At 70.3% G+C, this 13,612-nt stretch carries 11 protein-coding genes; 5 read left to right on the plus strand and 6 right to left on the minus strand.

Annotated elements, in window-relative coordinates:
- Positions 1-35: 35 nt before the first annotated feature.
- Positions 36-1,409: a glycoside hydrolase family 32 protein gene (locus EOT10_RS24350; RefSeq protein WP_127830449.1), complete on the minus strand. Its 1,374-nt coding sequence runs from the start codon at positions 1,407-1,409 to the stop codon at positions 36-38.
- A gap of 307 nt (positions 1,410-1,716) precedes the next feature.
- Here EOT10_RS24350 and EOT10_RS24355 point away from each other — a divergent pair, with 307 nt between their 5' ends.
- Positions 1,717-3,108, plus strand: coding sequence for an oligosaccharide MFS transporter (locus EOT10_RS24355; protein WP_127830450.1), 1,392 nt, complete (start codon positions 1,717-1,719; stop codon positions 3,106-3,108).
- 135 nt (positions 3,109-3,243) lie between these two features.
- Entirely contained in the window at positions 3,244-4,170 is a 927-nt protein-coding gene (locus EOT10_RS24360) for a carbohydrate kinase family protein (protein WP_127830451.1), read from the plus strand.
- Positions 4,171-4,231: 61 nt separating this feature from the next.
- Here the strand turns inward: EOT10_RS24360 and EOT10_RS24365 are convergent, their stop codons facing one another.
- Positions 4,232-5,092 carry a helix-turn-helix domain-containing protein gene (locus EOT10_RS24365; protein WP_127830452.1) on the minus strand — a complete coding sequence of 287 codons (861 nt, stop codon included), beginning with the start codon at positions 5,090-5,092 and terminating at the stop codon, positions 4,232-4,234.
- A 100-nt stretch (positions 5,093-5,192) separates the two neighbouring features.
- On the opposite strand from EOT10_RS24365, the gene EOT10_RS24370 reads away from it, so the two are divergent.
- Positions 5,193-5,774: a YceI family protein gene (locus tag EOT10_RS24370; RefSeq protein ID WP_127830453.1), complete on the plus strand. Its 582-nt coding sequence runs from the start codon at positions 5,193-5,195 to the stop codon at positions 5,772-5,774.
- Positions 5,775-5,850: 76 nt separating this feature from the next.
- Here the strand turns inward: EOT10_RS24370 and uvrA are convergent, their stop codons facing one another.
- A complete protein-coding gene (uvrA, locus tag EOT10_RS24375; protein ID WP_127830454.1) occupies positions 5,851-8,925 on the minus strand; it encodes an excinuclease ABC subunit UvrA in 3,075 nt (1,024 codons plus the stop codon).
- Between the two features lie 247 nt (positions 8,926-9,172).
- Between uvrA and EOT10_RS24380 the strand changes: the two genes are divergently transcribed.
- The gene (locus EOT10_RS24380; RefSeq protein ID WP_127830455.1) at positions 9,173-9,862 is read left to right on the plus strand and encodes a maleylpyruvate isomerase family mycothiol-dependent enzyme; all 690 of its coding nucleotides are present in this window, start codon (positions 9,173-9,175) and stop codon (positions 9,860-9,862) included.
- Between the two features lie 37 nt (positions 9,863-9,899).
- Positions 9,900-10,556: an MBL fold metallo-hydrolase gene (locus EOT10_RS24385; protein WP_127830456.1), complete on the plus strand. Its 657-nt coding sequence runs from the start codon at positions 9,900-9,902 to the stop codon at positions 10,554-10,556.
- Between the two features lie 76 nt (positions 10,557-10,632).
- Here the strand turns inward: EOT10_RS24385 and aroQ are convergent, their stop codons facing one another.
- The 3 genes from aroQ to EOT10_RS24400 form a co-directional block, all read right to left on the minus strand.
- Positions 10,633-11,106, minus strand: coding sequence for a type II 3-dehydroquinate dehydratase (aroQ, locus tag EOT10_RS24390; protein ID WP_127830457.1), 474 nt, complete (start codon positions 11,104-11,106; stop codon positions 10,633-10,635).
- A gap of 163 nt (positions 11,107-11,269) precedes the next feature.
- Entirely contained in the window at positions 11,270-12,370 is a 1,101-nt protein-coding gene (locus EOT10_RS24395) for a calcium:cation antiporter (RefSeq protein ID WP_127830458.1), read from the minus strand.
- Positions 12,371-12,535: 165 nt separating this feature from the next.
- The gene (locus tag EOT10_RS24400) at positions 12,536-13,600 is read right to left on the minus strand and encodes a TerC family protein (protein ID WP_127830459.1); all 1,065 of its coding nucleotides are present in this window, start codon (positions 13,598-13,600) and stop codon (positions 12,536-12,538) included.
- Positions 13,601-13,612: the final 12 nt, after the last annotated feature.

Raw genomic sequence — 13,612 nt, forward strand, 5'->3', positions numbered from 1 at the left:
GGGCGTGACCGCCGGGTGGCCGTCACGCGTGGGCTTCAGCCCCCGTACCCCCACGCCTCCACCGTCAACTCCCCCGCCCCCTGCGTGACTTCCGCCGCCAGCGGGCCCGCCGGGGCCGGGTGGATCTTCTCCGTGAGCATGACCCGCTCGTCCCAGAATGCCTCGATCAGCGGGCCGTCCACGAACACCCGCAGCCGTCCGCCCGGCGACGTGACACCCGCGCCCGCGGTCACCGTGTCCGACCGCCGGTACGGATGCGTGGCCGTCGCCGGCGCACCGCTCCTGTCGAGGGTGAGCGTGCCCCTGGTGGGGTTGACCCGCAGCGCGACCGCGGGGCCGAGCCGCAGTTCTGCCTCGGTGTCCGGCTGCGCGGCGGCGACGTCGAGCACCACCTCGTAGGCCTGCGGAAGCTCCTCGCCGAGGCGGAGCGGCGTGCGGCGCAGCGCCGTCAGCTCCCGCGCGGGCGCCACCCGCAGCGAACCGTCCGCGTGCAGCCCGATCTCGCGCGGATGCGACAGGCACCCGGCCCAGCCCGCCGCCACGGACTCGGCCTCCGTGCGCGATTCCCAGCTCCACCCCCACACGAGGGTGCGGTCGCCCTCGACCAGCGCGGTGGGTGCGTAGAAGTCACGCCCGTGGTCGAGCACCCCGCCCGACGCGGCGGCGAAGCACAGGCCGCCGTCCGGCGTGGGCCGCAGTTCGCCGGCCAGGTACGCGGTCGCGTACGTGATGTCGTCGATCCAGAGCGAGAGCATGAGCACCCAGCGGCCGTCACCCGCGGGCAGCAGCGCCGGACACTCCCACGCGGTCGCCGGTGCGGCCGCGCGCGCGGCGACGGGGTCGCTCCCGTCGATCAGCGAACCCGCGTACGTCCAGTCCGTCAGCGCGTCGACGCGGTAGAGGAGGACGTCCGGCAGGCCGCCGCGGTGCCCGGCCCCCACGACCGCCCAGCGCTGCCCCTCGTACGTGAAGAGGTACGGGTCACGGAACGCGGTCAGGTCGAGGCCGGCCGGGGGACCCGGCACAACCGGTTCGGGCTCCGCCTTGAACGCCGAGATGTCCGGGGCGGCCGCGCGGGCGAGCATGACGGAGCCGATGCCGTCGTGGCGGTCCATGCCGGTGTAGACGGCGGTCGGCACGCCGTCGTCGACGACCGCGCAGCCCGACCAGACGCCGAGCTCGTCGCGTGTTCCGGGGGTGGGCGCGAGCGCGATGCCGTGGTCGGTCCAGCGCACCAGGTCGGGGCTCGACGCGTGGCCCCAGTGGATGTCGCCCCACACGGGCGCGCCGGGGTTGTGCTGGAAGAAGAGGTGGTAACGGCCGTCGTGGAAGAGCGGGCCGTTGGGGTCGTTGCACCACTGTCCCGCGGCGGGCCTGACGTGGTGGCGGGGCACATTGCGGTCAGCCATGTCGTCGGCTCCCTGCTCTCTCTGTTGACCGGTGGTCTCCGGTTGCCGGCGACGTCTGGCTCTGCCTGTCGCCTTCGGGCGCTGTCTGTCGCTTTCGGGCACTGTCTTTCGCCTTCGGGCTCTGTCTTTCGCCCTGGTGCGCTGCCTGTTGCCCTGGGGCGCTGCCCGAATTGTCATGCCGCCGGAACCTTGATTTAACGAACCTAACACGTGATAGTTGTCGCCATCTAGCACGTGCTAGGTCTCTACCGGAGCTTCCCGTTCCGGCATCATGAGACGGCGCGAGAGGCGCGAAGGAGCGCAGCACATGACCGAACACACGACGACGGGCCCCGCCGCGGCGGCACCCCCCGTGTCCCCCGTCGTATCCCCCCGCCCCGACGGCGCCGTCCCCAGCACCGCTCCCGGGACCGCCCCCGGGACCCGCAGCAGGCGCCGCCTGAACTTCACGCTCGCCAGTGCCGCGCTCTTCATGTTCTTCGTGACCTGGTCGCTGTCCTGGTCGCTCTTCTCGATCTGGCTCACCCAGGACATCGGCCTCTCCGCGGGCCGCAGCTCCCTCGTCATCAGCGCCAACGCCGTCGGCTGTCTGGTGACCATGCCCCTGTACGGCTACGTCCAGGACAAGCTGGGCCTGCGCAAGAACCTCCTCTACTGGATCGGCGGCCTGATGCTGCTGGTCGGCCCGATGTACATCTACGTGTACGGGCCCCTGCTCAAGTCCCACTTCGCCCTCGGCCTCGTCGTCGGCTCCGCCTACCTGGCCATGGCCTTCGCGGTCGCCGTCGCCACCCTGGAGAGCTACACCGAGCGCCTCGGCCGCTTCCACGGCTTCGAGTTCGGCCGGGCCCGCATGTTCGGCTCGCTGGGCTGGGCCGCCGCGACGTTCTTCGCCGGGCGGCTGTTCAACATCGACCCGAAGCTCAACTTCTGGGCCGCGTCCGTCTCCGCCGCCGTCTTCGTCGCCCTCATCGCGGCGATCCGCGTCACGGACGGCCGCCGCTCGGCCGCCGTGGACGCCGCCGCGTCGTCGGTCTCCCTCACCGACGTGCGCTCTCTGCTGCGCTACCCCGCGTTCTGGGGCCTGCTGCTCTTCGTGGTCGCGGTGACGGCGACGTACAACACGTACGACCAGATGTTCCCCTCGTACTTCTCGTCGCTGTTCAGCACCAGGGCCGAGGGCAACCAGATGTACAGCGACCTGAACTCCTTCCAGGTCTTCCTGGAGGCCGGCGGCATGGCCCTCGCGCCGTTCCTCGTGAACCGGCTCGGGCCGAAGCGGTCCCTGCTCCTGTCCGGCTGCATCATGGCCACCCGCATCGGCCTGTCCGGCCTTGTCACGGACCCTCTGGCGATCTCGGCGGTCAAGCTGATGCACGCGGCCGAACTGCCGATCATGCTGATCGCGATCTTCAAGTACATCAACCAGCACTTCGAGTCCCGGCTGTCGTCCTCGATCTACCTGGTCGGCTTCCAGCTCGCGGCGCAGCTCGGCGCGGCGATCATCTCTCCGCTGGCCGGCATCGGCTACGACAGCCTCGGCTTCGCCCCCACGTATCTGCTCATGGCGGGGATGGTGGCCGTGTTCACGGCCGTCTCCGTAGCCACGCTGCGTCCCGACGCGAAGGGGCTGCCCGATTCAGTCCCGGACGTGCCCGCTTCCGGCCTGGACGGTGTGCCGGAGCCCGCGAGCCTCTAGCCTGTGGCACGCCGGGCACACCTGGTGCGTCCGGCACGCCTGGCACACCCCGAAGCGTCCGACCGCTCCTCCGCTCCTCCGCTCCTCCGCTCCTCCGCTTCACCGATCCGCCGTTCAGCCCGAAAGGAACCACCCGTGATAGTCGTCGCCGGAGAGGCCCTGATCGACCTCGTGCCGCAGGGCGGGGGCGCCGGTGACGGTGACGTCCTGCCCGCGCTCGCGCCCCGGCTCGGCGGCGGCCCCTACAACACCGCGGTGGCCGTCGGCCGGCTCGGCTCCCCCGTGGCCTTCTGCTCACGGGTCTCGCACGACGCGTTCGGCCAGGCCCTGCTCGGCGGTCTGGCGGGGGCGGGCGTGGACGTGTCGTACGTCCAGCGGGGCGCCGAACCGACGACGCTGGCGGTCGCGTCGATCGGCTCGGACGGCTCGGCCGGCTACTCGTTCTACGTCGAGGGCACGGCCGACCGGCTCTTCGCCGTGCCCGACCGTCTACCGCCGGGCACGCGCGCGGTGTCGTTCGGTACGTGCTCGCTGGTCCTGGAGCCGGGCGCGACCGCCTACGAGGAGCTGATGCGGGCGGCGGCGACCCAGGGCGTGTTCACCGCGCTCGACCCGAACATCCGGGCCGTCCTCATCCCCGACCCGGACGCGTACCGGGCGCGCTTCAAGAACTGGCTGCCCTCGACCGGCCTGCTCAAGTTGTCCGAGGAGGACGCCGAGTGGCTGGGCGGCACCCCGCAGGAGTGGCTGGCCTCGGGTCCCGCGGCCGTTGTGATCACGCGCGGGGGCGATGGCCTGACGGTCTTCACGCGGGGCGGCGCACGCTACGACGTGCCGGGTGAGCGGGTCGACGTCGTGGACACGATCGGCGCGGGCGACACCGTGAACGCGGCACTGCTGCACGGACTGGCCACGTGGGACACCCTGTCGGTGGAGGCGGTGGCGGGCCTCGGCGCGGACGAGTGGCACCGGCTGCTGCGCTTCGCCGCCCGCGCCGCGGCAATCACCTGCTCACGGGCGGGCGCGGAACCCCCGTTCGCATCCGAACTCCCGCCGCTGTAACCACTGTTGGACCGACCCGGCCCGGCCTGGCCCGACCCAGTCACCCGTCGGCCCGCCTCGGTCAGCCGTTCACCGCGCGCAGCGCCCCGGGCCTGCGGCCGTTGAGGCGGTCCAGGGCGGCCGCGGTGGCATCGTCGGCCGGCAGGTGGACGACAAGGCGCCGGCCGTCGGCGTCCGGCAGGAACAGCGTCTCGTAGGCCAGGCGCAGCGTGCCGGCTTCCGGGTGGGCGACGAGGTCCACGCCGGTGCGCCGGGGCGGGGTGGGGACGGCCGCGAGCCGGTCGGCGAAGCAGGCGCCCGCGGTGACGGTCAGCTCGTCGGCGAGCGCGGTGACGTGTGGGTCCTGGAGCGGGGCCTCGTGCCGGAGATGGGCGATCTGCTCGTCGGCCACCCGCTCCCACTCGGGGTACATCGTGCGGGCGCGCTCGTCGGTGAAGACGTACCGCAGGATGTTCGGCTGTCCGGCGTCGAGGATGCCGAGCGGGCGGGCGTACCGGTCGTAGGCGTCGGTGTGTGTGATGACGTCGCCGAACCAGTTGACGAGGACGGCCGGCGTGGGTTCGAGGCGGTCGAGGATGGCGCGCACGGTGGGACGGACCGTGCGCGAGGGGGGATCGACGGCCCCGGTGCACATCACGGCGTCGGCGCCGGACGCCTTGGCGAGGCGGCGCAGCAGGAGGCGCTCGTCGATGCTCAGATTCAGCGTGTCGGCGAGGGCGCCGAGGACCTGGGGGGACGGGTTGCGGTCGCGGCCCTGTTCGAGGCGGGTGAGGTATTCGACGCTGATGCCGGCGAGCGTGGCCAGCTCGGAGCGGCGCAGGCCCGGAGTGCGACGCCGAGCGCCCACGGGCAGCCCCACCTCCGCGGGTGTGACGGCTTCACGACGGGTGCGGAGATAGGTGCCCAGCTCGTTGTCGCTCACCCGTCGAACCTACCAACGCCGGGCCGGCGGATCGTGGCCCTGTCACTACCACCCTTCGCCCGGTCTCCCTCCGATGCGCCGACGGCCACAGGGTGGACGCATGACTTTCGACGACAACTCCTCGGCCACTGCCACCACTTCGGCCCCCGCTCTTCCCCTGGCGGTCGGCGACTGGACCCTCGACCCGCTGCACTCGGCGGTGAACTTCGCCATCCGGCATCTCGGGATCTCGAAGGTGCGGGGGCGCTTCGCGCAGGTGGAGGCATCGCTGCGTGTCGGCGAGAGGGTGGACGACATCGGGGTGAGCGCCACCATCGCACTGGCTTCCATCGACACGGGCAACGCGGACCGTGACGCGCACGTCCGCGCGGCCGACCTGCTGGACGTGGAGCGCCGTCCGACGATGACGTATGTCTCGCACCGCGTGTCGGGGAAGGACGACGACTGGTCCCTGGAGGGCGAGTTGACCATCGGTGACGTGACGCGGCCGGTGTCGCTCGCCGTCGAGTTCGGCGGGGTGGTGGACGTGGCGGTGGACGGGAGCCGGCATGCGGGATTCGAGGCGACGGGCGAGATCCGGCGGAGTGACTTCGGCCTGGACTTCGGGGCCGGTTTCCTTGGTGATGTTGTCAAGATTCAGCTGGACATGCAGTTCGTCGAGCCGCAGGGCCAGGGTGGCTGACAGATGAACGCACGGCGCCCCACGGGGAGTTCCCGTGGGGCGCCGTGTTTTTTGTGCGGTCGCGGACCGCCCGCGCTCAGGCCTTACGGGCCCGCGTGGACCTGGTCGCGGTCTTCTTCGCCGCGGCCTTGGTGGTCTTGGTGGTGGCCGCGGCCTTGGTGGTCTTGGTGGTGTTGGCCGTGGCGACCTTCTTGGCCGGGGTCTTCGCCGCGACCGTCTTCGCCGCGACGGCCTTCTTCACCGGGGTCGCGTTCTTGGCCGCGGCCGTCTTCCTCGAACGCGCGGCGGGTACCGTCGCGTCGCTGAAACGGTCGGCGCCGAGGATGTCGCGCAGGAACTTGCCGGTGTGGCTGGCCGGCACGCCCGCGACCTCTTCCGGGGTGCCCTCGGCGACCACGAGGCCGCCGCCGTTCCCGCCCTCGGGGCCCATGTCGACGACCCAGTCGGCCGTCTTGATGACGTCGAGGTTGTGCTCGATGACGATCACCGTGTTGCCCTTGTCGACGAGGCCCGACAGGACGGTGATGAGCTTGCTGATGTCCTCGAAGTGCAGGCCGGTGGTCGGCTCGTCGAGCACGTAGACCGTACGGCCCGTGGACCGCTTCTGGAGCTCGCTGGCCAGCTTCACACGCTGGGCCTCGCCTCCGGAGAGGGTCGGCGCGGACTGGCCGAGCCTGACGTAGCCGAGGCCGACGTCGTTCAGCGTGCGCAGGTGGCGGGAGATCGCCGGGACCGCCTCGAAGAAGCCGAGGGCCTCCTCGATGGGCATGTCCAGGACCTCGGCGATGGACTTGCCCTTGTAGTGGACGTCCAGCGTCTCGCGGTTGTACCGCGCTCCGTGGCACACCTCGCACGGGACGTAGACGTCCGGCAGGAAGTTCATCTCGATCTTGATCGTGCCGTCGCCGGAGCAGTTCTCGCAGCGGCCGCCCTTGACGTTGAAGGAGAAGCGCCCGGGCAGATAGCCGCGGACCTTCGCCTCGGTGGTCTCGGCGAACAGCTTGCGGACGTGGTCGAAGACCCCGGTGTACGTCGCCGGGTTCGAGCGCGGTGTGCGGCCGATGGGCGACTGGTCGACGTGCACGACCTTGTCGACGAGGTCGTCGCCGTCCACGCGCGTGTGCCGCCCGGGAACGCTGCGCGCCCCGTTCAGCTCGCGGGCGAGGTGCGTGTAGAGGATGTCGTTGACCAGGGTCGACTTGCCGGATCCGGAGACTCCGGTGACGGCGGTCAGGACGCCGAGCGGGAACGACACGTCGATGTCGCGCAGGTTGTTCTCGCGCGCGCCGTGGACGGTCAGCCTGCGGGTCGGGTCCATGGGGCGCCGGATGTCCGGCAGGGCGATGGACTTCTTGCCCGACAGGTACTGGCCGGTCATCGACTCGGCGTTGGTCAGCAGCTCCTTCAAGGGGCCGCTGTGCACGACCTTGCCGCCGTGCTCGCCCGCGCCGGGGCCGATGTCGACGACCCAGTCGGCGACCTTGATGGTGTCCTCGTCGTGCTCCACGACGATGAGCGTGTTCCCCATGTCGCGCAGTCGTACGAGCGTCTCGATGAGGCGATGGTTGTCGCGCTGGTGCAGGCCGATCGAGGGCTCGTCCAGGACGTAGAGCACGCCGACGAGGCCGGAGCCGATCTGCGTCGCGAGGCGGATGCGCTGGGCCTCACCGCCGGACAGGGTGCCGGCCGCGCGGTTGAGCGAGAGGTAGTCGAGGCCGACGTCGACGAGGAAGCGGAGCCTCTCGTTGACCTCCTTGAGGACCCGCTCGGCGATCTTCTTGTCGCGCGCGTCGAGCTTCAGCTCGCCCAGGAAGTCCGCGCAGTCACTGATGGACATCGCGGAGACCTCGGCGATGGACTTCTCCATCACCGTGACGGCCAGGACGATCGGCTTCAGGCGGGTGCCCTCACAGGTGGGGCAGGGCACCTCGCGCATGTAGCCCTCGAAGCGCTCGCGGCTGGAGTCGCTCTCGGCCTCGCTGTGGCGCCGCTTGACGAACGGGACGGCTCCTTCGAAGGGGGTCGTGTAGACCCGCTCGCGGCCGTACCGGTTCCGGTAGCGGACCTCGATCTGCGTCTTGTGGCCGTACAGGAGGGCCTTCTTGGCGCGCTGCGGCAGGCCCGCGAAGGGGATGTCGGTCCGGAATCCCAACGCGTCGGCGAGCGCCCCGATGAGGCGTCCGAAGTAGTCCTTGGTGTGTCCGTGCGACCAGGGGTGGATGGCGCCCGCGTCGAGCGTCCTGTCCTCGTCGGGGACGATCAGCTCGGGGTCCACCTCCATGCGCGTGCCGATGCCGGAGCAGTCCGGGCAGGCGCCGAAGGGCGAGTTGAAGGAGAAGGAGCGGGGCTCCAGCTCCTCGAAGGACAGGTCGTCGTACGGGCAGTACAGGTGCTCCGAGAACATGCGCTCGCGCTCGGGGTCGTCCTCGGGGAGGTCGACGAAGTCGAGGACGACCATGCCTCCGGAGAGGCCGAGTGCGGTCTCGACGGAGTCGGTGAGGCGGCGCTTGGCGGACTCCTTCACCGTGAGGCGGTCGACGACCACCTCGATGGTGTGCTTCTCCTGCTTCTTCAGGGTGGGCGGGTCCGAAAGCTGGACGGTCTCACCGTCGACCCGGGCGCGGCTGTAGCCCTTGGTCTGGAGGTCGCTGAAGAGGTCGACGAACTCGCCCTTGCGCTCCCGCACGAGCGGCGAGAGGACCTGGAAGCGGCTGCCCTCGGGCAGAGCGAGGACCTTGTCGACGATGGCCTGGGGCGACTGGCGCGAGATGGGGCGGCCGCACTCGGGACAGTGCGGCTTGCCGATGCGCGCGAAGAGCAGGCGCAGGTAGTCGTAGACCTCGGTGATGGTGCCGACCGTGGAGCGCGGGTTGCGCGAGGTCGACTTCTGGTCGATCGAGACGGCCGGCGAGAGGCCCTCGATGAAGTCGACGTCCGGCTTGTCCATCTGGCCGAGGAACTGCCGGGCGTACGAGGAGAGCGACTCGACGTAGCGCCGCTGCCCCTCGGCGAAGATCGTGTCGAAGGCGAGCGACGACTTGCCGGACCCCGACAGACCCGTGAAGACGATGAGCGAGTCGCGCGGAAGGTCGAGCGAGACGTTGCGGAGATTGTGCTCGCGCGCGCCACGGACGATGAGACGGTCGGCCACGCCGGTCCGCACCTTTCTGAGAGAAGCAACAGGGGCGGGGCCCCGGATGCCGAGAGGACTGCCGTCGAGGCCGTCTTTCGAGACTACGGGGGCCACCGTCAGCGATGGACTGTTTTCCATGGTTGGTAACAAACCCGGACCACCAAGAATGCCCGATGCTGCACCCGAGCTTATAGCACGCACATTCGAATTCCGGCCACGGTCGGCCGCCTTCACCCGATCGAGTGGCGGCGCTATCGTCTGCGCCATGAGCGATCATGTGCGCGACCTGGCATCTGTACGTGAAGCGACCGACCGGCTCCTCAGCGCTGTCGGCACCCTGGACAACGCGGCTGTGGCCGAGTCGTCACGGCTTCCCGGCTGGACCCGTGGCCACGTCCTCGCCCACCTCGCCCGCAACGCGGACGCGATCGGGAACGTGCTCTCCGGCCTGCCCATGTACGCGAGCGCCGAGGCGCGCGACGCGGACATCGAGCGCGACGCCCCGCGGGACCTGCGCGAGCAGCTCGAGGACCTGCGGACCAGCGCGACCGGCTTGGAGCGCCGGGCGGCGACCGTGGACGACTGGACCCGCACGGTCGAGCTGCGCAACGGGGTCAAGGACTCGGCCGACCGGATCCCGTTCCGCCGCTGGATCGAGGTCGAGCTGCACCACGTCGACCTCGGCATCGGCTACGAACTGGAGGACCTGCCTCCGGAGTTCGTCACGCGGGAGATCGACTTCCTCGCCGAGCGCTTCGCGGGCCACCCGGACATGCCCTCGACCGGCCTGAAGTCGGACGACGGCCGGGTGTGGACCACGGGCGGCGGCACCGGAACGGGTCCGGTCGGCGTCGCGGGCTCCCCCGCCGAGCTGCTCGGCTGGCTGTGCGGACGGCGCGACGGCTCCGCGCTCACCGTCGAGGGCGGCCCGCTGCCCGTCGTACCCCCGCTGTAGCCCACGGGCTGTCGTACCCCCGCTATAGGCTGAGTTCATGACGTACAGCGGAGCGGTGAAGGTCGGCGGCGGGGCCGATGTGCACGAACTTCAGGACCTGATGATCTCCAAGGTCGCGGTCGGCGCGATGAACAACAACGCCTATCTGCTGCGCTGCCGTGACACCGGCGAGCAGCTTCTCATCGACGCCGCCGCCGACCCGGAGACCCTGCTGACCCTGATCGGGGACGACGGCATCGCGTCCGTCGTCACGACACATCAGCACGGCGACCACTGGCAGGCTCTCGCCAAGGTCGTCGAGGCCACGGGCGCGCGGACGTACGCCGGCCGTTTCGACGCGGACGGCATCCCGGTGCCGACGGACGTCCTCGTCGATGACGGGGACACGATCCAGGTCGGCCGGGTCTCGCTGACCGCCCGGCACCTGGTCGGCCACACGCCCGGGTCCATCGCCCTGGTCTACGACGATCCGCACGGCCACCCGCACGTCTTCACCGGGGACTGCCTCTTCCCGGGCGGCGTGGGGAACACGTGGAAGGACCCGAAGGCCTTCGCGAGCCTGATCGACGACGTGGAGACGAAGATCTTCGGGACGCTCCCCGACGAGACCTGGGTCTACCCGGGGCACGGGAACGACACGACGCTCGGCGACGAGCGCCCGCATCTGCCCGAGTGGCGCCGACGGGGCTGGTGAGCGAACGCCCGGCCGGGCCGGGCGTGTTCACGCACTGAGCGTCTTCGGTTCCGGTCTCCGGTTCTGGTCTCCGGTTCTAGACCGTCGCGACGCCGGGTGCGGCCAGGGCGGCCACGCGTTCCACGGCGAACGCGTACCCCTGGACGCCGCATCCGGCGATCACTCCGTCCGCCCGCAGGGACACGTAGGAGTGGTGCCGGAACTGCTCGCGCTGGTGGATGTTGGAGATGTGGACCTCGATGACGGGCAGGCCGTCGCAGGTGTTGAGGGCGTCGAGGATCGCGACCGACGTGTGCGAGTAGGCGGCCGGGTTGATCACGATGCCCACGTGGTTCTGCCGCGCCTCGTGGATCCAGTCCACCAGCTCGCCCTCGTGGTTGGACTGGCGGAAGTCGATGCTCCCGCCGAGCGCGGTCGCCGTCTTGACGCACAGGGCCTCGACGTCGGCGAGGGTGTCGGAGCCGTAGATCTCCGGCTGGCGCTGGCCGAGAAGGTTCAGGTTCGGCCCGTTCAGGACCATGACCGGGGCGTTGGCGAGGGTGCGGGGCACAGGGGACCTCCGTGCGTCGGACTGCTGCTCCCCTTCGGTCTATCACGGAGCGTGCCGGCGCTGTCGGGGCGTATCACGGCGGCTGTCAGGTGGTGATGACGAGGCCGTCAGGGGGTGACGGCGAGGCCCCGTCTCAGGGGGTCCCGTCTCAGGGGGTCCCGTCTCAGGGGGTGACGGCCAGCTCCACGTACGCCGCGAACACCACGAGGTGGACGCCGCCCTGTAGTGGGGTGGCGCGGCCGGGGACGACGGTCAGTGTGCTCACGAGCATCGTCAAGGCGAGCAGCACCATCTCCGTGGAGCCGAGCCCGAGGACGAGCGGCCCCGACAGCCAGAACGAGGCGATCGCGACGGCCGGGATGGTCAGCCCGATGCTCGCCATCGCGGAGCCGAGCGCGAGGTTGAGGCTCGTCTGGACCCGGTCGCGGCGGGCCGCGCGCAGGGCCGCGATCGTCTCGGGCAGCAGGACGAGGAGCGCGATGATCACGCCGACGACGGTGTGCGGCATCCCGGCGGCCTCGACACCGGACTCGATCGTCGGCGACACCCCCTTGGCGAGGCCCACGACGGCGATCAGCGCGAGGCCGAGCAGGCCCAGACTGGTCAGGGCGGTACGGGTGGTGGGGATGTCCGCGTGGTCGTCGGCGTCGATGACGTCGCCCTGCTTGGTGATCGGCAGGAAGTAGTCACGGTGCCGCACGGTCTGGGTCGCCACGAAGATTCCGTACAGGATGAGCGCGGCGGCGGCCGCGAAGATCAGCTGTGAGGTGGAGAACTCCGGGCCCGGCTTGGTCTTGGTGAAGGTCGGCAGGACCAGGCAGAGCGTGGCCAGGGTGGCGACCGTGGCGAGTGCGCCGCCGGTGCCCTCGGACTGGAACACGGCCACCCCGTGCCGGAACGAGGCGCTCAGCAGGCTCAGTCCGACGATGCCGTTGCAGGTGATCATGACGGCGGCGAAGACGGTGTCGCGGGCGAGTGTGGCCCCCTTGGCGCCGCCGTCGACCATCAGGGTGACGATCAGCGCAACCTCGATGACGGTGACGGCGATCGCGAGGACGAGGGAGCCGAAGGGTTCGCCGACGCGGTGGGCCACGACCTCGGCGTGGTGGACGGCCGCGAGCACCGATGCGGCGAGCACGAGCGAGACGATGCCGACGACGGCGCCCGGCAGGGAGCGTCCCCAGGTGAACACGAGGAGCACGACCGCCAGGACGGGGACGACGGCCGTCCATTGCGTGACCAGTCTCCGAACCCCAGCGATCATGCCTTTGATGGTGCCCCGGCGGTGCCGGGGGCGCGATTCGGGCGAGCACGGTGGTCGGGTCGGGCGGGGCCGGCAGTCGGGGCGGGCGCGCTGGTCAGGCCGAACGCCGAAGGAGCGCGCGGCCGGTGGCCGCGCGCTCCTTCCCCGCCCTCGGCCGGTGTCAGGTCAGGCCTGGACGCTGTCCTTGCGGGTCTCGTCGGCCGCGTCGTCGCCCCCGGCGCCGTCTGCACCGTCGTCACCCGGGTCGCCGGCGATCCGCTTCCCGGCCTGCTGCTGCTCCTCCGCCGCCGCCTGCTTCCTGGAGGCGACGAGGCTGGTGATCGTGGTGACCACCAGGACACCGCAGATGACGGCCAGGGAGACCGGGATGGAGATCTCGGGCACGTGCACCCCGGACTCGTGCAGCGCGTGCAGGACGAGCTTCACGCCGATGAAGCCGAGGATCACCGACAGGCCGTAGCTGAGGTGGACCAGCTTCCTGAGGAGTCCGCCGATGAGGAAGTACAGCTGGCGCAGACCCATCAGCGCGAACGCGTTGGCCGTGAAGACGATGTACGGGTCCTGGGTCAGGCCGAAGATCGCGGGGATCGAGTCCATCGCGAACAGCACGTCGGTCGTGCCGATCGCGAGCATGACGACCATCAGGGGCGTCATGATCCGCTTGCCGTTGTTCCGGATGAACAGCTTCGTGCCGTGGTAGCGGTCGGCGACGCCGAACTTCTTCTCGACGGACTTGAGGAGACGGTTCTCCTCGAAGTCCTCGTCCTCGTCGCCCGACATCGCCTCCTGGACGAGCTTCCAGGCCGTGTAGATGAGGAACGCGCCGAAGAGGTAGAAGATCCACGAGAAGTTGGCGATGACAGCCGCGCCGGCTGCGATGAAGACGGTGCGCAGCACGAGGGCGATCAGCACACCGAACAGCAGTACGCGCTGCTGGAGCTGGGACGGCACCGAGAACTTCGCCATGATCAGGATGAAGACGAAGAGGTTGTCGACGCTCAGGGACTTCTCGGTGATGAAGCCGGCGAAGAACTCGCCCGAGGCCTGCGCGCTCCCCCAGATCAGCAGGCCGACCCCGAAGAGGGCCGCCAACGCGATCCAGACGACCGTCCAGATTCCGGCTTCCTTGATCGATACGTCGTGGGGCTTGCGCCCGATGAAGAAGTCGACCGAGATCAGGGCGCCCAGACCAAGAATGGTCAGCACCCAAAGGGTCATCGATACGTCCACTGCGCCTCCGGC

The sequence above is a fragment of the Streptomyces antnestii genome (assembly GCF_004005495.1).
GTDB lineage: Bacteria > Actinomycetota > Actinomycetes > Streptomycetales > Streptomycetaceae > Streptomyces > Streptomyces antnestii.

Excerpts from the sequence above, each read along its gene's own strand:
- EOT10_RS24350 (WP_127830449.1), bottom strand. The coding sequence starts at position 1,409 with ATGGCTGACCGCAATGTGCCCCGCCACCACGTCAGGCCCGCCGCGGGA.
- EOT10_RS24355 (WP_127830450.1), top strand. The coding sequence starts at position 1,717 with ATGACCGAACACACGACGACGGGCCCCGCCGCGGCGGCACCCCCCGTG.
- EOT10_RS24370 (WP_127830453.1), top strand. The coding sequence starts at position 5,193 with ATGACTTTCGACGACAACTCCTCGGCCACTGCCACCACTTCGGCCCCC.
- EOT10_RS24380 (WP_127830455.1), top strand. The coding sequence starts at position 9,173 with ATGAGCGATCATGTGCGCGACCTGGCATCTGTACGTGAAGCGACCGAC.
- EOT10_RS24385 (WP_127830456.1), top strand. The coding sequence starts at position 9,900 with ATGACGTACAGCGGAGCGGTGAAGGTCGGCGGCGGGGCCGATGTGCAC.
- EOT10_RS24395 (WP_127830458.1), bottom strand. The coding sequence starts at position 12,370 with ATGATCGCTGGGGTTCGGAGACTGGTCACGCAATGGACGGCCGTCGTC.